This window comes from Actinomyces capricornis, from assembly GCF_019974135.1.
Classification (GTDB): domain Bacteria; phylum Actinomycetota; class Actinomycetes; order Actinomycetales; family Actinomycetaceae; genus Actinomyces; species Actinomyces capricornis.
In genome coordinates, this window is the sequence record NZ_AP025017.1 from 2703094 (window position 1) to 2721575 (window position 18482).

Annotated in this window: 15 protein-coding genes; 8 read left to right on the forward strand and 7 right to left on the reverse strand. The window is 74.0% G+C overall.

The window, feature by feature from the left end; all coding sequences use genetic code 11:
• Nucleotides 1-17: 17 nt before the first annotated feature.
• Genes MANAM107_RS11090 through MANAM107_RS11100 form a run of 3 tightly spaced genes read right to left on the reverse strand, consistent with a single transcriptional unit; the run spans nt 18 to nt 5336 of the window.
• The gene (locus tag MANAM107_RS11090; protein ID WP_223908363.1) at nt 18-1145 is read right to left on the reverse strand and encodes a glycerate kinase; all 1128 of its coding nucleotides are present in this window, start codon (nt 1143-1145) and stop codon (nt 18-20) included.
• 10 nt (nt 1146-1155) lie between these two features.
• Nucleotides 1156-2814, reverse strand: a complete 1659-nt coding sequence (locus tag MANAM107_RS11095; protein WP_223908367.1) for an amidohydrolase — start codon at nt 2812-2814, stop codon at nt 1156-1158.
• Nucleotides 2814-5336, reverse strand: coding sequence for a DNA gyrase/topoisomerase IV subunit A (locus tag MANAM107_RS11100; RefSeq protein ID WP_223908370.1), 2523 nt, complete (start codon nt 5334-5336; stop codon nt 2814-2816). The genes MANAM107_RS11095 and MANAM107_RS11100 overlap by 1 nt, the downstream gene beginning before the upstream one ends.
• A gap of 114 nt (nt 5337-5450) precedes the next feature.
• Between MANAM107_RS11100 and MANAM107_RS11105 the strand changes: the two genes are divergently transcribed.
• Nucleotides 5451-6056, forward strand: coding sequence for a DUF5998 family protein (locus MANAM107_RS11105; RefSeq protein ID WP_223908373.1), 606 nt, complete (start codon nt 5451-5453; stop codon nt 6054-6056).
• Nucleotides 6053-7297 carry an alkaline phosphatase family protein gene (locus tag MANAM107_RS11110; RefSeq protein WP_223908376.1) on the forward strand — a complete coding sequence of 415 codons (1245 nt, stop codon included), beginning with the start codon at nt 6053-6055 and terminating at the stop codon, nt 7295-7297. The genes MANAM107_RS11105 and MANAM107_RS11110 overlap by 4 nt, the downstream gene beginning before the upstream one ends.
• Before the next feature lie 43 nt (nt 7298-7340).
• Here MANAM107_RS11110 and sepH read toward each other — a convergent pair whose 3' ends face one another.
• Complete coding sequence (gene sepH, locus MANAM107_RS11115) at nt 7341-8861, reverse strand: septation protein SepH (RefSeq protein WP_223908380.1); 1521 nt, start codon at nt 8859-8861, stop codon at nt 7341-7343.
• Nucleotides 8862-9178: 317 nt separating this feature from the next.
• On the opposite strand from sepH, the gene MANAM107_RS11120 reads away from it, so the two are divergent.
• From MANAM107_RS11120 to MANAM107_RS11135, 4 genes are all read left to right on the forward strand, one after another.
• The gene (locus MANAM107_RS11120) at nt 9179-9484 is read left to right on the forward strand and encodes a DUF4193 domain-containing protein (RefSeq protein WP_124933930.1); all 306 of its coding nucleotides are present in this window, start codon (nt 9179-9181) and stop codon (nt 9482-9484) included.
• A gap of 131 nt (nt 9485-9615) precedes the next feature.
• The gene (locus tag MANAM107_RS11125) at nt 9616-10335 is read left to right on the forward strand and encodes a DUF3710 domain-containing protein (protein ID WP_223908384.1); all 720 of its coding nucleotides are present in this window, start codon (nt 9616-9618) and stop codon (nt 10333-10335) included.
• Nucleotides 10336-10337: 2 nt separating this feature from the next.
• Nucleotides 10338-10715, forward strand: a complete 378-nt coding sequence (locus MANAM107_RS11130) for an OB-fold nucleic acid binding domain-containing protein (protein WP_179901420.1) — start codon at nt 10338-10340, stop codon at nt 10713-10715.
• On the forward strand, nt 10712-11383 hold the full coding sequence (locus tag MANAM107_RS11135) for a DUF3159 domain-containing protein (protein ID WP_223908394.1): 672 nt from the start codon (nt 10712-10714) through the stop codon (nt 11381-11383). The genes MANAM107_RS11130 and MANAM107_RS11135 overlap by 4 nt, the downstream gene beginning before the upstream one ends.
• On the opposite strand, the gene MANAM107_RS11140 is transcribed toward MANAM107_RS11135, so the two are convergent.
• Nucleotides 11346-12038, reverse strand: coding sequence for a potassium channel family protein (locus MANAM107_RS11140; protein ID WP_223908397.1), 693 nt, complete (start codon nt 12036-12038; stop codon nt 11346-11348). The two genes, MANAM107_RS11135 and MANAM107_RS11140, sit on opposite strands and share 38 nt — an antisense overlap.
• Before the next feature lie 3 nt (nt 12039-12041).
• Complete coding sequence (locus MANAM107_RS11145; RefSeq protein WP_179901423.1) at nt 12042-12707, reverse strand: potassium channel family protein; 666 nt, start codon at nt 12705-12707, stop codon at nt 12042-12044.
• Between the two features lie 58 nt (nt 12708-12765).
• Between MANAM107_RS11145 and MANAM107_RS11150 the strand changes: the two genes are divergently transcribed.
• Nucleotides 12766-14853 carry an APC family permease gene (locus tag MANAM107_RS11150; protein ID WP_223908399.1) on the forward strand — a complete coding sequence of 696 codons (2088 nt, stop codon included), beginning with the start codon at nt 12766-12768 and terminating at the stop codon, nt 14851-14853.
• Nucleotides 14850-16274: a class I SAM-dependent RNA methyltransferase gene (locus MANAM107_RS11155; protein ID WP_223908402.1), complete on the forward strand. Its 1425-nt coding sequence runs from the start codon at nt 14850-14852 to the stop codon at nt 16272-16274. The genes MANAM107_RS11150 and MANAM107_RS11155 overlap by 4 nt, the downstream gene beginning before the upstream one ends.
• A 106-nt stretch (nt 16275-16380) precedes the next feature.
• Here MANAM107_RS11155 and MANAM107_RS11160 read toward each other — a convergent pair whose 3' ends face one another.
• Complete coding sequence (locus MANAM107_RS11160; RefSeq protein ID WP_223908404.1) at nt 16381-18207, reverse strand: DUF7926 domain-containing protein; 1827 nt, start codon at nt 18205-18207, stop codon at nt 16381-16383.
• Between the last annotated feature and the right edge of the window lie 275 nt (nt 18208-18482).

An 18482-nucleotide genomic window follows, 5' to 3' on the forward strand; every position in this document is an offset into this window, starting at 1 on the left:
CCTGGCCTGGGAGCCTGTCAGCAGGGCGGGCGGTGGGCCCACAGGCGCATGACGCTGGCCGCGGCGCGCTCGGCGCTGGTCTCGGCGGCCTCCAGGGCCTGGGCCAGGCTGGTGGTATCACCCTGGCTGATCGAGACCACGGCCAGGCATCCGGCCTCCAGCAGGGCATCGGCTCCGGCCCCCACCCGCCCGGCCAGGACGACGGCGGGCACGCCCCGGGCCCGGGCGATCCGGGCCACCCCGGCGGGGGTCTTGCCCGCCAGGGTCTGGGCATCGACCGATCCCTCACCGGTGAGGACCAGATCGGCTCCGGCGATGAGGCCTTCCAGGCCCACGGTGCGGGCCACGAGCTCCACGCCGGGCACCAGGCGCGCCCCCAGCAGGGTCATGAGGGCGAAGCCCAGGCCGCCGGCCGCCCCGGCCCCGGCCCGCTGGGCCAGATCCGGGTGCCCGCTCACGCGCGCCCAGGTGGCCAGCACCTCATCGAGGCGGGCCACCTGCTCGGACCCGGCACCCTTCTGAGGGCCGAAGACGGCGCTGGCGCCGCGCGGGCCCAGCAGGGGATTGTCCACATCGCAGGCCACCTCGATACTCACCGAGGCCAGCCGCGCATCCAGCCCCGAGGCATCGATGCGCTCCAGGGCGGCCAGGTCGCGTGGGGCCGGGCCGATCCGGCGGCCCCCGGGGCCCAGGAGTCCTAGCCCCAGCTCGGCGAGCATGCCCACCCCGCCGTCGTTGGTCGCCGAGCCCCCGATGCCCAGCAGGATGCGGCGAGCCCCCGCATCCAGGGCCGCGCGGATGAGGCGGCCCACCCCGCGGGTGTCGGAGCCCAGGATGTCGCGCTCCTCGGGAGCGATGAGTTCGAGCCCGCAGCAGGTGGCCATCTCCATGACCACCGTGGTGCCCGCCACCGCCATCTGCCCGATGGTGGGCCGCCCGAGCGCGTCGATGGTCTCCACCCGGAGGATCTGGGCGCCCAGGCAGGCGGCGACCGCCCGGGTGAAGCCCTCACCGCCGTCGGACATGGGCACCTCGACCACCTGGGCCCGGGGCAGGACGGCGCGCACGCCCCGCGCCATGGCGGCGGCTGCACGGGGAGCGGACATGGACTCCTTGAAGGAGTCCGGGGCGATCACGATCCTCATGCCACCGTCCCTACGCCGCCCACGCCACCGCTCCGGCCACGATGGTGGCCACCGGGCGCAGGCCGGCCAGCTCCTGGGCCTCCAGGCTCAGCGGGTCGCGCTCCAGGAGCACCAGATCGGCGCGGCTGCCGCGGCGCACGCTGGAGGCGCCGCCGACCGAGGCGGCCAGGGCCTCCTCGGCCGACAGGCACTGCTCCGGCGACCAGATGCCGCCCCCGGGGGTGCGCCGCCCCACGGCCGCCGACATGGCCAGCCAGGGGTCCAGGGGCGCCACGGGCGCATCGGAGCCCAGGTGGAGCAGGGCTCCGGCCGCCATCATGTCGGCGAAGGCGTAGCTGCGCGCCTCCAGCCCCGGCCACACCCGACCCACGGCCGCCCAGTCGTCGATGAGGTGCGCGGGCTGGATGGACAGCTCGACGCCGCAGGCCACCAGGCGCCGCAGCGCACCCTCGGGCCGGGCCAGGGCGTCGGCGGGCAGCAGCTGGGCGTGCTCGACCCTCCCGCGGGCCCCGGAGGCGGCGAAGGCGGCCGCCACATCGTTCATGGCCGCATCCCCGATGGCGTGGATGGCCACCTCATAGCCCTCCCGGTGGGCGCGCTCCATGAGGCGGGCCAGCTCCCGGCGGCCGATATTGGCCACCCCGCAGGGGCTCTCCAGGCCCAGGGCCGCCGGGTAGGGGGCGCACATGTGGGCGCTGGCGGTGCCCATGGAGCCATCGGCGATCACCTTCAGCGGCCCCTGGACCACCAGGGAGCTGCCATCGGCCGCCCGGGGAGAGCCCGGCAGCGGCGCTCCGGTGCGCAGCCCCGCGTCGATCCACTCCTGGAGGCGCTCGCGGTAGACGGCCGTGCGGATACGGGGAAGGACCGCCGGCCCGCCACCCTGCGCACTCATGGCCGCCAGGCGCCGCGGCCAGTCCTGGGGGCCCTCGGCCCAGCTCATGTCCACCACGCCGGTGACCCCCAGGGCCACCATGCGCTCCAGGACCGCCCGGTACCCCGACTCGCGCAGCTCGCGACTGCCGGGGATCTCATCGAGGCGGTCCAGCAGGGCGAACCAGGCATCCTCGGTGATCGGGCCGCCAGGCGCTCCCGGACCGGCCCCGGCAAGCCCCAGGGCGCCCAGGGCCGCGGAGTTCAGCCAGCCGGAGTGGACATCACCGGAGATGAGGACCGTGGGGATGGCCCCGGTGACGGCGTCGAGCTCGGCCACGGTGGGGGTGCGCGGCCAGTTGGCCAGGCGGTGGCCGAAGCCCTGGATACTCACCGGGCCGCCCTCGCCCGGGCCGCCCCCGTGCAGCTCGCGGGCGGCGCGCGCCACGATCTCCAGGGCCTGCTCGGCGCTGGTGGTGGCCGCGGTGTCCAGGCGCGCCTGCCGGGCGGCCTCCAGATCCAGGTGGGCGTGTGCGTCCCATAGCCCGGGGATGAGGAAGGCGCCCCCGGCCTCCAGGACCCTGAGCCCACCGGCCCGCCCGCGGCCCAGCTCCCCGGCACCCAGGCCCGGCCCCACCTGCGCCACGACGCCGTCGCGCACCAGCACATCGACCGGCTCCGGTGCCGGCCCCGGCGGCCCACCCCGGGGCCGGGCGCCGCTCATGCGCAGGGCCGCCAGGCGGGTGCGGGAGCGGAAGGGCACCAGGCGCGCCCCGCGGATGAGCAGGCCGGCCATCATCCGATCCCCGCCAGGGCACCGGCCAGCGGGGTGCCCGAGCCGTCACGGCGCTCATCGGGCTCGGGCAGGGGCACGGCCTTGCCATCGGGGCCCACCGCCCGGGCCGGGGCCACCCCCACCCAGGCCGCCACCAGCTCGTCCTCACCGCGCAGGAAGCGGTGCGTGCGCACGCCCCCCGTGGCCCGCCCCTTGACCGGGTAGCGGTCCAGGGGCGTGACCTTGGCACTGCCCCCGCCGGTGCCCGGCAGGGCGCCACGAGCCCCGGCCACACTGACCACCACCGCCTCGGCCACCAGCTCCTCGGGCACCGCCCCGGCGGCGATGACCCTGGCCCCCTCGCGCAGCGAGAGGCCCGCCATGCCGCCCGCGCCCCGGCCCTGGGGGCGCACCTTGGCCGCCTGGAAGCGCAGCAGCTGGGCATCGGAGCTGACCAGCGCCAGCACGTCCTCATCCCCGGCGGTCCCCCCGTAGACCACCCGGTCGCCCGGCGCCAGGGAGATCACCTCCCAGGCCTCGGCATTGCGCGGCTCATCACCGGGCTTGACCCGCTTGACCACCCCCGCGGCCGTCACCAGGACGATCGGCGCCACCTGGTCCCGACCCAGGGGCGCCAGCCCCACCACCGTCTCACCGGGATCCAGGTCCAGCAGCTGGCCCACCGGGGTGCCCCCCGCCAGGGACGGGGCCCCCTCGGTGCGGGGGATCTCCGCGGTGGAGACCACCTCCAGGACCACCAGGCGACCGGCACTGGTCAGGGCCCCCACCGCGCCGCGCACACTCGCGGGCACCTGGGCGGCCAGGGCGTCATGGCTCTGGCGCCCACCGGTGCGCAGCACCGGCTCCTGGCCCTGGACGCGCGCCACCCGGCCCGTGGCCGACAGCAGCACCCGGCAGGGGCCATCGGGAATTGTCAGCGGGGCGTCCGACGAGGCGCTGACCGCCAGGGGCAGGGCCCCGGCCCCACCGCCGGCACCGGACCCGCCGGCCCCACCGGCCGGGGCCGCGACCTCCTGGCCCCCGGTGCCCGGGGCCTCCAGCAGCACGGTGCGCCGCGGTGTGCCGAACTGCTCGGCCACCGCCTCCAGCTCACGCGAGACCACCCGGCGCAGCAGCACCTCATCGGCCAGGATCGCCTCCAGGGCCTCGATCTCGCGGGCCAGCTCCTCGCGCTCCTTCTCCAGCTCGATGACCGAGAACTTCGTCAGCCGGCGCAGCTGGAGCTCCAGGATGTAGGAGGCCTGGGGCTCGGTCAGGTCGAAGACCTGCTGGAGGCGGGTGCGCGCGTCGGCGGCGTCCTGGGAGGAGCGGATGAGGGCGATGACCTCATCGATGTCCAGGATGGCGATGAGCAGGCCCTCCACCAGGTGGGCGCGCTCGCGGCGCCGGTCCAGGCGGAATCGGGTGCGGCGCGTGACCACCTCCAGGCGGTGGCGCACGAAGACCTCCAGCAGCTCGCGCAGCCCCAGGGTGCGCGGCTGGCCGTCGACCAGGCACACGTTGTTGATGCCGAAGGAGTCCTCCAGGGGCGTGTGCCGGTAGAGCTGGGCCAGGACTGCCTCGGGGTTGTAGCCGTTCTTGATGCCCACCACCAGGCGGGTGCCGTTCTTGCGGTCGGTGAGGTCGTTGACCTCGGTGATGCCCTGGAGCTTCTTGGAGGTCACCGCCTCCTTGATCCGCGCGATGACCTTCTCGGGCCCCACCATGTAGGGCAGCTCGGTGAAGACGATGCCCTTGCGGCGCGGGCCGATGGACTCGATATGGGCGGTGGCGCGGGTGAGGAACTTGCCTCGCCCTGTGCGGTAGGCCTCCCGGATGCCGTCCAGGCCCACGATCATGCCGCCGGCGGGCAGGTCCGGCCCGGGCACGAAGCCCATGAGCTCCTCCAGTCCCGCCTCGGGGTGGGTGAGCAGGTGGCGGGCCGCGGCCACCACCTCATGGAGGTTGTGGGGCGGCATATTGGTGGCCATGCCCACGGCGATGCCCGAGGCCCCGTTGACCAGGAGGTTGGGCAGGGCCGCGGGCAGCACCTCGGGCTCGGTGAGGGTGTAGTCGTAGTTGGGGGAGAAGTCGACGGTGTCCTCGTCGATATCGGCCGTCAGGGCCAGTGCCGGGGGCGCCAGGCGCGCCTCGGTGTAGCGGGCGGCCGCGGGGCCGTCGTCCAGGGAGCCGAAGTTGCCGTGCCCGTCGACCAGGGGCAGGCGCATGGTGAAGGGCTGGGCCATGCGCACCAGGGCCTCGTAGATGGCCACATCCCCATGGGGGTGGAGGCGGCCCATGACATCGCCCACCACGCGCGAGCACTTGACATGCGGGCGGTCGGGGCGCAGGCCCATGCGGTCCATCTGGAACAGGATGCGGCGCTGGACGGGCTTGAGCCCGTCGCGGGCGTCGGGCAGGGCCCGGGAGTAGATGACGGAGTAGGCGTACTCCAGGAAGCTCGAGCGCATCTCCGCCGAGAGGCTGAGATCGACGATCTCGCCGTCGGGGGGAGGGGCCTGGGTGGAGGCGGACTTCGGCATGGGCGCATTCTCCGGTCTTGGGCCCGCGAAGCAAACCACCGACACCCCGGACCGGGCGGGGGCCGGTGACGGGCCTGCGGCCGGCAGCGGCGCAAGCAGTGGCACAATGCTGGCATGACTGCGATGGAACGACTGGAGCGGCGGGCCCTGTGCGCCTCGCGCGCCGGGGCCGAGCTGGCCCGGGAGGTTGAGCGCGCCGGCTACTACCCCGACCTCGTCCTGGACACCCTGGCGCTCAGCGCCGCGGGGGAGGAGGTGGAGATCAGCCTGGTCCAGGCCGAGACGACCTTCGCCGAGGCCGTCCACCGGCACCTGACCGTCCTGGTGCTGACCGCCAGCCGCCTCATCATCGTCCACGTCGACGACGCCCCCCGCGAGGACGGGCGCCCCGGCGCCCTGGCCACCTCCGAGGCCGTGCCCATCAGCCGGATCGGCTCGGTGGCCCTGACCCGCGGGGTGCGCGAGCCCGCCGATGGCGGGGGCACCCTGACCGAGATGACCATCGCCGTGTCCTGGGGCTCGGTGCGCCGCATCGACCTGGAGCCCACCTCCTGCGCCGACCCCGAGTGCCAGGCCGATCACGGCGTGACCGGGGTCTCCATGCCCGACGACATCGCCCTGCGCATCGCCGCCGGTGTCGAGGGCGACGCCGCCCTGGAGCGCGCCCAGGCCTTCGCCGGGGCCCTGTCGCGGGCCACTGCCCAGCTGGCCGGCCGATGAGCGAGCCGGGCCTGCGCGGCGTCCTGGCGGCCGCGGCCGTGGGCGCGGGCCTGTCGCTGTCCGAGGCCGGGACCCCGGCGGCCCTCGACCAGGCGCGCGCCCGCGCCCTGGCCCGGGCCTGGGGGATGGAGGAGAGCGCGGGCACCGTCCTGGTCCTGGTCGACGGCCTGGGCATGGAGCTGCTGGGCCAGCGCATGGGGCATGCCGCCACCCTGCGCTCCTGGCTCGCCGAGACCCGCGCCGCTCGCCCCGGTCCCGGCGCTGGTGACGGCCTCGAGGCCGCGGTGAGCACCTGCGCCCCCTCGACCACCGCGGCGGCCCTGACGATGCTGGGCACCACGGCCCTGCCCGGGGCCACCGCCATGGTGGGCTACAGCGTCCTGAGCCCCCAGGTGGGGCCGGTCCTGCCCGAGGGCACCACGCCGCACCCCGACCAGCTCCTCAGCCTCATCTCCTGGCAGGGAAGCGCCATCGACCCCGGCGCCTGGCAGCCGGTGCCCACCGTCTTCGAGCGCCTGCGCGCCCAGGACGGGACGGGGGCCCCCGCGGCGGTGAGCATCGGCCCGGCCCGCTTCGCCGGCTCGGGCCTGACCGTGGCGGGCCTGCGCGGCACCGAGCACCTGGGGGCCGACCGCCTCGAGGCCCGCCCGGGCCTGGCGGCGCAGGCGCTGCGCCGGGGCACGCCCCTGGTCTACCTCTACGTCGGCGAGCTCGACCACACCGGCCACGCCCACGGCTGGCGCAGCCAGGAGTGGCTCGCCCAGCTCGAGCGGCTCGATGCGGCGATGGCCGAGCTGCGCCGTCGGGTCCCCGCCGGCACGCGCATCATCCTGACCGCCGACCACGGCATGGTGGACACCGACGCCGAGCACCGCATCACCATCCCCGCCGTCGGGGCCCTGGCCCGCGACGTGGTGGCCGTGGCCGGCGAGCCGCGCTTCACCCACCTGCACGTGGCCGACGGCGATGAGGACCTGGCCCATCAGGTCGCCCAGCGCTGGCGCGAGGAGCTGGGGGAGCGGGCGGCCTGGGTGGGCACCCGCCGGGAGGCGGCCGCCCTCCTGGGGCCCCTGAACGAGCGGGCCCTGAGCGTCGTGGGGGACGTGGTGGTGGCCATGGCCGGCAGATGGGTGGTGGTCGATCCGCGCGCCCACTCCCCGGCGGCCATGGCTATGCCCGGCGTGCACGGCTCCCTGACCCCCGCCGAGACCCTGGTGCCCCTGCTGATCACCCGCACCTGAGCGCTGCTGGGCGCGCCTGAGCGCGGCAGGAGGCGGCCGGGCGTTACTCGGGCTTGGCCCCGAAGACGATGTCGTCCCAGGAGGGCATCGTGCGCCGGGCCGAGCGCCGCTTGGGCTTGGGCGTGGGGGCGGCGGGCATCTGCGGCAGGGGCTCCTGGCCGGGAACCGCCCTGCCGCGGCGCGAGGCCGGCACCTGGGGGACCGGCTCGGTGGCGGGCTCAGTGGCCGGCCCTGCTGCTGGTGCGGCGGCCGGCGCACCAGCCGGTGCGGCCGACTCAGCGCTTGGCCCTGCCGGCGGGTGGGGTGGGGCCTGCATGCCCTGGCGGGGGATGCCCGCCGAGGCCGTGGGCACCGCCGAGGGCGGCAGCCCCCCGGGACCGTGGGCGGCGCCCTCCTGGCCGCCGAGCCGGGATCCCGCCGGGTGATTGCTGCTCGAGCGCCGCCTGCGCTCGGACATGGAGTACACCTGGGCGCGGATCCCCGAGGTCTGGGTGGTCGCTTCGGGCTCGTGGCCCGCCGAGGCGGGCGCGCCGGTGGGTGTCGCCACGCCGCCCTGATCGCCTGCGCCGTGGGCCTGGCCCGTGCCGCCCGCAGCCGGGGCGCTGCCCGGGATCGGGGGCAGCGCGTCGTCGTCCAGGGGCAGCTCGACCTCCATGCGCCGGCCCCGGTTCGAGGCCAGGTCGGCCAGGAGCGCATCAGTGCTGTCCTGGGCCGAGGCGGCCAGCGTCGGGATCTCCAGAGCGGGGGCCTCGTGGAAGGCCGGCGGCGGGGCGGGTGCGGGGGAGCCCGCCGATCCGGGGGCCGAGCCCGGGGCACTGGCGGCCGAGGCGGCGGAGACCGCCGAGGCCGCGGGAGCGGGGGAGCCCGCCGGCGCCGAGTACGCCGAATGCGCTGAATGCGCCGAGGGGGCGGCCTGTGCACTGCGCGCCCCCTGGGCGGCGGAGTCCTGGTCGAAGACGACGGGGCGGCGCCCGGCCGAGGCCGCCTCGGTCAGCCAGCGCGCCTCATCATCCAGGGCGTGGACGGCGCGGGAGGTCAGATCCAGGGTCCAGCGGGCCTGCTTCTCCTCGGCGGCCTGGATGAAGGTCACCAGGATCAGCCAGGGCTCACGGCCCTCGCGCAGCGCATCCCACTCCAGGCAGGAGGGGTCCACCCCGCGGGTGGCCAGGCGGTCGACCACCAGCTCGCCCAGCAGTGGGGAGTCCTTCTCCCAGCCGATGCGGCAGGCCTGCGCCTGGGAGACGGCCCACTGGCGCTCGGCCAGCACCGGCCCCTCGAAACGGCGCACATGGTCGACCTTCATCCCCGTGCTCGCGGCGACCTCGGCGGCCGTGGCACCGGCGCGCATGAGGGCCTGGAGCTGGCGGGGGCGCAGTGGCGAGGAGCCCGTGCCCCCCGCGCCGCCGACCGCGGCCAGCGGGCCGAGCTGGGGGGAGACGGCGGCCCGGTCGCGGCGCACCGCCGCGCGCAGCGCATCGTCGATGACGATGCTGTAGCGCTCGCCCTCAGCGTCGGTCATGACGACCGTATCCCCGTTGGCGCCCAGTAGTTCGAGCTCGACCATGGGTTGAGTCTCCTTCCGCATCCCGCCATCTGCACGATACGGGCTTCAGCCTGCCATCCCCGGGAGCCATGGCGCGGGAGGCGGGCCGGTGTGCCTCCTGTGAAGAGCGCAGGACCGTCCTGGAGGCGGCCTTGGCGCGCGCCGCCCGGACATGTGAGTAAAACTGCTTGACGCAGCGCGCCCCGGTGCTATGGTGCGCGTGCCCTTTCCCCGGAACCGGGCCGGTGCTCCGCCGCGGCGGCACCGATCCGCAGCGGCCCTCGGCCACTGAGCTCCGGGAGCCAACCGAGAGCCGTCGACAGAGAGAGTGACGAGGCATGGCGACCGACTATGACGCCCCGCGCAAAAACGATGACGAGCCCGAGGCCGATTCCATCGAGGAGCTGACATCCCGGCAGAAGGACCAGTCCTCCGCGGCCATCGAGGAGGACGAGAACGAGGCCGCTGAGGGCTTCGAGCTGCCCGGCGCCGACCTGTCCCGCGAGGAGCTGAGCGTGCACGTCGTGCCCCAGCTCGAGGACGAGTTCACCTGCTCGGAGTGCTTCCTGGTCCACCACCGCAGCCAGCTGGCCTACGTCGACGACGCCACCGGCCTGCCGGTGTGCGCCGACTGCGCGGGCTGATCCGGTCGCTCGGGCCGGGCGCCGCCGGCAGTGCCCACCGGCCGCCCCTCGGCCTGCCCCCGACCCGCCCATCATCTAGAGTGGCGCCCCGGGGCGGTGCGCCCCGATTCCGCCAACCTCAGGAGACCTTCATGGGACTGTTCTCGCGCCGCGACACACGCAGTGGCAGCACCGGGGATGAGGCCGCCGACGGCGCCTCGCCGGAGCGCGGCGCCCGCGCCAGCCGCTCTCAGCAGGCCTCTGGCGGCCACGGCCCCTGGGACTCCCACGACCTTCCCCGTGATCAGGAGGACGTCGGGCGCCTGGACCTGGGGTCGCTGAGGATCCCCGCCGTCGACGGCATGCAGCTGCGCCTGGAGCAGGCCCCCGACGGCAGCATCACCGCCGTGGTGCTCGCCCTGGGCGGATCGGCCCTGGAGCTGCGTGCCTTCGCCGCCCCCAAGACCACCGGCATCTGGGAGGAGCTGCGCTCCGACATCGCCCGGGAGCTCTCGGGCGCCCGGGCCAGGCATGAGGAGGTCGAGGGCGAGCACGGGGCCGAGATCCTCGCCCACATCCCCATGCGCGCCCCCGACGGCACCACCTCCACCGGCACCGTGCGCTTCATCGGCGTCGACGGCCCCCGCTGGTTCCTGCGCGGCGTCCTCCAGGGCCCCGCCGCCAGCCAGGGCACCGACTCCACCCTGCGCGAGGTCCTGCGCGGCATCGTCGTCGTGCGCGACAAGCAGGCCCGCCCGCCGCGCGAGATCCTGCCCCTGCACGCCCCCGGGAGCGCCCCCGCCCCCGAGGCCGAGGAGCTGCCGGGCATCGACCCGATCGCCCCTGGCCCCACCATCGCCGAGGTGCGCTGAGCATGGCGCCCCTGGGTGGGGCGCTGCGCGCACTGCTCGACCTCGTGCGGGCCGACCGCGAGCAGATCCAGGCCCAGGACGAGGCCCGCTCCGCCCAGCGGCGCGGCACCATCCCCATCTCCAGCATCACCCCCCGCAGCCGGGCCTGCGTCTCCGGGGTACTGCGCGCGGTCACCTACCGGCCCGTGTCCCACAAGCCGGTCCTGGTCGCCCAGCTCTTCGACGGCACCGGCTCGGTGGACCTGGTCTGGCTGGGGCGGCGCTCCATCGCCGGGGTGAGCCCCGGCGTCCACCTCATCGTCGAGGGCATGGTCCTGGCGGGCCGCAGCCGCCCGACCATCTACAACCCCACCTACACCATCCTGGGAGCCGGACAATGAGCACGCATGAGCCGACCAAGCGCGGGGGCCTGGGCGCCATCGACGCCGAGAGCTTCGATATCGGCGCCGCCGTGGGCGGCTGGCGCGGCCTCATCGAATCCGTGGCCCCCACCCTGGTCTTCGTGGCCATCCTGGCCCTGCGGCCCGCGGCCCTGCTACCGGCGATCCTGGCCTCCCTGGCCCTGAGCGCGATCGCCCTCATCGCCCGCCTGCTGGCCCGTCAGGGCCTGACCCAGGTCCTCAGTGGAGCGGTCCTGGCCCTCATCAGCGCCGCCTGGGCCTGGCGCTCGGGGCAGGCCTCCAACTTCTACGCCACCGGCCTGCTCATCAACGCCGTGTGGCTGGTGGTCACCGCCGGATCGATCCTGGTGCGCCGCCCCCTGGTGGGACTGCTCATCGGCCTGTGGCACTCCACCCGCACCGGCCCCGACCACCAGCCCCAGCGGCCCACCGCCGGCGAGCAGCGCCGCCACACCCTGGCCACCGCCGTCCTGGCGGGGATGTTCGCCCTGCGCCTGGTGGTCGAGGTGCCCCTCTACCTCGCCGGGGCCTCGGCCCTGGGCGCCCTGGGGGTGGCCCGGCTCGTCCTGGGGGTGCCCCTGTACCTGGTGTGCGTGTGGCTGGCCTGGCTCATCGCCCGTCCCCGCCCGCAGCGGGAGCGGCGGTGAAGACCTCCGGGATCTGCCCCAGGGTCGCCTCGCCCTCGCGGGCGGTGAGGAAGATGAGCTCATCGCCGCGCTCGAAGCGCTCGTCGAGATCGGGGCGGATGGGGCGGTAGTCGCGCAGGATCGCGGAGAGCACTGTGTGCGGGGGCAGCTCGACCTCGCCCACGCGCAGTCCGATCACCGGGGAGTCGTCGGGCAGGGTCAGCTCGTGCATGAAGGCGCCCGACTGGTGGAAGTGGAACAGCGAGACCAGCGAGCCGATGCTCACCGCCTCCTCCACCAGCGCCGTCATGATGCGCGGGGTGGACACGGCCACATCCACCCCCCAGGTCTCATCGAAGAGCCACTCGTTCTTGGGGTTGTTCACCCGGGCCACCGTGCGCGGCACCCCGTACTCGGTCTTGGACAGCAGTGAGATCACCAGGTTGGCCTTGTCGTCGCCCGTGGCCGCCACGACGACGTCGCACTCCCCGGCCCCGGCCGCCTCCAGGGCACTGGGATCGCAGGCGTCGGCCAGCTGCCAGTCGGCCTCGGGCACCGAGGCGATGCGCATGGCCTCGGGGGAGCGGTCCACCAGCCCCACCTCATGACTGTGGCTGATGAGCTCACGGGCGATCGAGCGGCCCACGGAACCGGCTCCGGCGATGAGGATCCTCACGACTCACACCTCCTGGACGGGCGGACGGGACAAGGTGCGCTGCACCGCGACCAGGCGGGTGGCCAGGGCCGCCATATGCAGCCGGTCATGCTCCTGGACGACTGTGGTGGACAGGGGCACCAGGGCGCCCCCGCCCCGGGAGATCCACGCCACGCGCGCCCCCGTGCGCTCCTCCACCGCGCTGACCGGCATCCCCGCCCACTGCGGGGAGAAGTCCGGCACGATGAGCGCCACCTCGCCCGAGGCGTCCGAGACCTCCCGCCCCGTGCTGTGCGGCAGGATCCGGCGCATCATCTGCTCAGCGGTCTGGCGCACCGTGGCCACCGTGGGGATGCCCAGGCGCTCGTAGACATCGGCGCGCTGAGGGTCGTAGATGCGCGCCACCACCCGCTCCACCCCGTAGAGCTCGCGGGCCACGCGCGCCGAGACGATATTCGAGTTGTCCCCGTTGGACACCGCCGCGAAGGCGTGGGCCTCATCAATACCCGCCTGCTCCAGCGCATCGCGGTCGAAGCCCACCCCCTTGACCTTCCTGCCCGTGAAATCGGCGGGAAGCCGTCGGAACGCATCCGACGACCTGTCGATGACGGACACCGAATGGCCCATCCGGTCCAGCTGGGCGGCCATGGAGGCCCCCACCCGTCCGCAGCCCATGATGACGAAGTGCACGGGCGCAACGGTACTCCAGACCCCGGCCGCCCACCGAGGTGGACTACCATCGGCTCCCGTGCGTGACTTCGCTGATCGCCTCAAGCGGCTCCTGGTCGGTCGCCCAGTGCCCAGCCAGGCCCTCGGGCAGACCCTCCTGCCCAAGCGGATCGCCCTGCCGGTCTTCGCCTCCGACGCCCTGTCCAGCGCCGGCTACGCCCCCGACGAGGTCCTCATCACCCTGGCCATCGCAGGCCTTGCCGCCACCGCCATCTCCCCCTGGATCGCCCTGGCCGTCCTGGCCGTCCTGGCCCTGGTGGTGGCCTCCTACCGCCAGACCGTCCACGCCTACCCCTCCGGCGGCGGCGACTACGAGGTCGTCTCGACCAACCTGGGCCCACGCGCCGGACTGGTCGTGGCCTCGGCCCTGCTGTGCGACTACATCCTGACCGTCGCGGTCTCGGTGTCCTCGGGCACCGGCTACCTGGCCGCCGCCCTGCCCTCCCTGGCCCCCTACAAGGTCCAGATCGCCGTCGGCGTCGTCACCCTCCTGGCCCTGCTCAACCTGCGCGGCAGCCGCGAGTCCGGCGGCGCCTTCGCCATCCCCACCTACCTGTACATGGCCGCCATCGGCGCCATGGCCGTGGCCGGATTCGTCCAGGAGGCCACCGGGGCCCTGGGGCGCGCCCCCAGCGCCGACCTGGAGGTCGTGGCCCACAGCGGCTGGGACCAGGGACTGACCGGCCTGGCCGGGGCCTTCCTCATCCTGCGCGCCTTCTCCTCGGGCTGCGCCGCCCTGACCGGAGTGGAGGCCATCTCCAACGGCGTGCCCAGCTTCCAGCGGCCCAAGTCCAAGAACGCCGCCACCACCCTGCTCCTGCTGGGCGCCATCGCCGCCGCCATGCTCATGAGCATCATCCACCTGGCCGGCGCCACCGGCGTGCGCGTCGTGGAGGACCCCTCCACCCAGCTGCTCGACCAGGGCGCCCCCGTGGGCCCCGACTACCACCAGGACCCCGTCATCGGGCAGATCGCCGCCACCGTCTTCGCCGGCTTCAGCCCCATGTTCTACCTGGTCACCGCCGTGACCGGGCTGATCCTCGTCCTGGCGGCCAACACCGCCTTCAACGGCTTCCCCGTCCTGGCCTCCGTCCTGGGCCGTGACGAGTTCCTGCCCCGCCAGCTGTCCCAGCGCGGCGACCGCCTGGCCTACTCCAACGGCATCCTCGTGCTGTGGCTGGGCGCCGTGGCCTTCATCATCGGCTTCCAGGCCAGTACCAACCGGCTCATCCAGCTCTACATCGTGGGCGTCTTCATCTCCTTCACCCTCTCCCAGATCGGGATGGTGCGCCACTGGAATCGCAGCCTGGCCACCGCCACCGACCCCGCCGCCCGCAGGCGGATGCGGCGCTCGCGCGCCATCAACACCCTGGGCGTGGCGGGCACCGGGCTGGTCCTCATCGTCGTCCTGGCCACCAAGTTCACCCACGGGGCGTGGATCACCCTGCTCATCATGGCCCTGCTCTACCTGCTGATGCACCGCATCCGGCGCCACTACCGGCGCGTGAGCGGGGAGCTGGCCATCGCCGACCTGCGCGACGCCCGCCTCCTGCCCGCCCGGGTCCACGCCATCGTCCTGGCCTCCCGCCTCCACCAGCCGACCCTGCGGGCCCTGACCTACGCCCAGTCCACCCACCCCACCTCCATCGAGGCCGTCACCGTCGATGTGGGGGACGGGGCCGCCGAGCGCCTCCTGGGGCACTGGGAGGACGCCGACCTGCCGGTGCCCCTGACCGTCCTGGACTCCCCCTTCCGCGACCTCATCCGCCCGGTGGTCAACTATGTGCGCAGTGTGCGCCGCGAGTCCCCCCGCGACCTCGTCGTCGTCTTCCTGCCCGAGTACATCGTCAGGCACTGGTGGGAGCAGATCCTGCACAACCAGACCGCCCTGCGCCTGAAGACCGCGCTGCTGTTCACCCCGGGCGTCGTCGTGGCCTCCGTGCCCTGGCTCCTGGGCCGCCCCGGCCAGACCCACATCCACCACGGGCTGCGCGGCTCGGTTCCCGAGGGCATCGCGGACACCGACGTGGCCGCGCGCCGCGCTGAGGACCGGCGCCTGCGCCCCACCCCCGCCCACCAGCCGCCACAGCCCCAGGAGCGAGCATGACCTCCCAGTCCCAGCCCCCAGCCGCGAGCCGGGCGCCTGCAGGCGCCGAGGAGATCACCCTGAGCGTGGGCCCGCCCGCCCACGGGGGCCACTGCGTGGCACGCCCCGCCCAGGACCCCACCGGCCGGGTGATCTTCGTGCGCCACGCCCTGCCGGGGGAGAGCGTGCGCGCCCGGATGACGGAGAAGAACGCCAAGATCTGGCGGGCCGACGCCGTCGAGATCCTCCAGGCCTCGCCCGATCGGGTCGCCTCGGTGTGGCCGCAGGCCGGGCCCGGGGGCGTGGGCGGCGGGGAGCTGGCCCATGTGGCCCTGCCCGCCCAGCGCACCTGGAAGCGCTGGGTGCTGGCCGACTGCCTGCGGCGCATCGGCGGGCCGCAGGTCCAGGAGGCCGTGGCAGCCCTGCCCGAGGCGGCAGGCTCGGGCAGCATCGGCATCGAGCCCATGCCCTCGGAGGCCGACGGCACCGAGCCCGGCCGGGCCCGCCGTCGGGCACCGGGCACGGCCACCCGCACCCGGGTGTCCCTGAGTGTGGGCCCCGACGGCCGTGCTGGCATGCACGTCTTCCGCTCCGGCACGGTCCTGCCCCTGGAGACCCTGCCCCTGGCGGTGCCCGCCATCCAGGAGATCGGCCTGCTGGAGCGCTCGCGCTGGCGCAAGCACTACCGGCCCGGGGCCCGTATCGAGGCCATCGCCCCCAGCGCCGGAGAGCCCCTGGTCCTCATCGATGGGCGGGTGCTGACCTCCTCGGCCCGCTCCACCGGCAGGCGCCGGGTGGAGGAGCTGGTCGAGGCCGGCGGACTGGGCCTGGGCGAGCTGCACTACTCGGTGCACGCCGAGGGCTTCTGGCAGATCCACCACCAGGCGCCGCAGGTGCTGGTCGAGCGCGTGGTGCGCGCGGCCCTGGGGGCGGAGCCGAGTCCTGATCCGGCGGCGCCGGCCTCGGATCTGGCTCAGGCCGCCTCGGGGCGGCGCGTCCTGGAGCTGTACTCCGGCTCCGGCCTGTTCACCCTGCCCCTGGCGATGCTCGTGGGCTCCTCGGGGATGGTCCTGTCCCAGGAGTCCAGCGGCCGAGCGGTGGGCGATGCCCGGCGCAACCTGCACGGCTGGAGCCGCGCCCACCTGGCCACCGGCCGGGTCACGGCCCGATCGGTGGCCCGGGCCGCAACGGCCTTCGAGGGCGGCGGGCCCGACGTCGTCGTCCTGGACCCCCCGCGCCAGGGCGCGGGCCGCGAGGTCTGCCGCGCCCTGGCCGCCCTGGGGCCCGAGCGGATCGTGCTGGTCGCCTGCGATCCGGCGGCCCTGTCTCGCGACCTGGCCACACTCCTCGACTCGGGCTACCGCCTGGCCGCCATGAGCGCCCTGGACATGTTCCCCCACACCCACCACTTCGAGACCATCTGCGTGCTCGAGCGCGGCTGAGGGCCGGCGGGCATGGCACGAGGCGGGCCCCAGTCCTCTCCTCTCAGGACTGGGGCCCGCCTCGTCGCTGGGCCTACTCAGTGAGGCTCATGGCTCACTGAGCGCCTCACTCCGCGCGACGGCGTGCCGCCAGCGCGATGGCTCCCGTGACCAGGACACCGCCGCTGACCAGCAGGGCCACCAGGACGTTGGCGCCGGTGCGGGCCAGGGAGCCGGTGCTCTGCGGGGGAGTCGTCGTCGGCGTGTCGCTCGGCGTGGGCAGGACCGGCACAACATTGCCCGAGGGGCTGGGCTCCGGGCTGGGCTCGGGCATGAGCGAGGGGCTAGGCTCCGGGCCGGGGTCGGGCGTGACCGAGGGGCTGGGCTCCTGGGAGGGCTCGGGCTCAGGCGTGACCGAGGGCTCGGGGCTGGGCTCGGGCGTGACCGAGGGCTCGGGGCTGGGCACCACCGGCGGGACCTCGACCACCTCGTTGTACAGGCCCACGGCGGTCACGCTCTCACCCACGGTGAAGGTGGTGGTGTCGGGGGTCTCGGTGCCGTCGATGGAGAAGATCTTCGACCCCCAGGCCAGGGACTCGGGCAGGGCCTTGGGGTCGGTCTGCTCGGTCAGGGTGATGACGGTGCCCTTGGGGAACTGGTAGAGGGCGGCTGCGGCCTGCTGCTGGCCCGCGGCGACCTCGATGGTGTAGGGGCTGGCCGGCGGCTTGTTGGTCCAGGCGGGGTAGTCCTTCTCGGTGGTGCCCTTGGGCAGCTCGTAGGCGACTGTGACCGTGACCTTCGTGTCCGCGGTGACGCGGTCCTGGTGGGCCCCGGTGATGTACTTCTTGACCCCGAAGGAGCCGAAGCCCTGGGTCAGCTGGACGTCGTAGGAGATGGGGTCCTTGTAGCTCATCTGGGCGTTGACCGTGGTGCCGGCACCGCCCTTGAGCGTGGCGCTGTTGGTGTAGACCTTGCCCGGGACGATCCTGCCGCCCTCGGCCAGGGACTGGTAGACGATCTCGTAGTTGGCCTCGGGGTCGAAGGCGCCGTCGGTGCGGGTGAGGGTCACGGAGGCGGTCATGCCGTCCTCGCCGATGGTGGGCGTCAGGGTGAAGGTGCCGTGCTCGGCGCTCATGACGGTGCCGTCGGCCCTGGCCACGTCGAAGTAGGCGTCGGCTCCGCCGCCGTACTGCTTGGGGTTGACCCGCACGTACCAGGTGCCCTTGTCGGCGTTGAGGACCTGGCCCCCGCCGGCGACGTCGGTGAAGGTCACGGTGCTGACCGTGCCGTCCGCGGCCTTGAGGTGGTTGGCGATGGTCGTGCCGCTGAACTGGATGTGCCAGGTCAGGGCGCTGGACTCGCGCTTGAGGGAGTTGGCGTACTTGCCCAGGTCCTTCTCCACCCATGCGATGGGCAGGATGGGCTCATTGTTGGGGTGGAAGATCTCGGTCTGGGTGCCGTTGGCGTCGAAGGTCGTCTTATTGGTCTGGGTCACCTTCTGGGCGACGATCATCTGGTTGCCCGAGCCCTTGAGCTCGGTGGCCGCACTGATCGCGGTGTTGAAGGTGCAGGTGAGGGTATCGGAGGTTGTCACGCAGTCGCCGACCTTGGTGCCGTTGCCCAGGATGAGGTCGTCCTTGCGGCCGATCTCGCGGTAGCGGTACTCCGCGGGCAGGGTGATGGAGAAGGACTCCCCGGGCTGAGGATTGGCCGCGGAGGCGTCCCAGGCGAACCTCATGCGCACCGGGTCCTCCTGGTGCGCCGGCTTGCCCGGGAACTCCTGACCGTCCTTGTCGGCCAGGACCAGGGGCTCGAAGGTCACCTTGACCCCGGTGTTCTGGTCGGCGTGTGCGGCGGGGGTCAGGAGGGCCACGAGGCCTCCGAGCATGAGCAGCACAGCGGCGAGGACGGCAGCCGCGTATTTGCGGCGAGGTAGGGGAAGCTGAATCGGCATCAGCGCCTCCATCTGAGAATAGGTGGGAGTAGACATGCAAGGACCGCCCTTCCGAAAGAGGGGGCGGTTTGAAGGGATTCTATGAAGTCCTCGGTCCAGAAGTAACCGATTCCGCTAATGTTTACCGTGTTGTAGCCCGGAGGAATGAGCGGGCGGGTGCGGCGGTCCTATTCCCCGGGCCGCGGCGCCGTGATGCGACGGCGGTCGTCATCGAATTGATATCGGGCGCGCGACGCCCCGGGGCCGCCAGGCGGCAGTTCTCCAGTCCGGCTCTC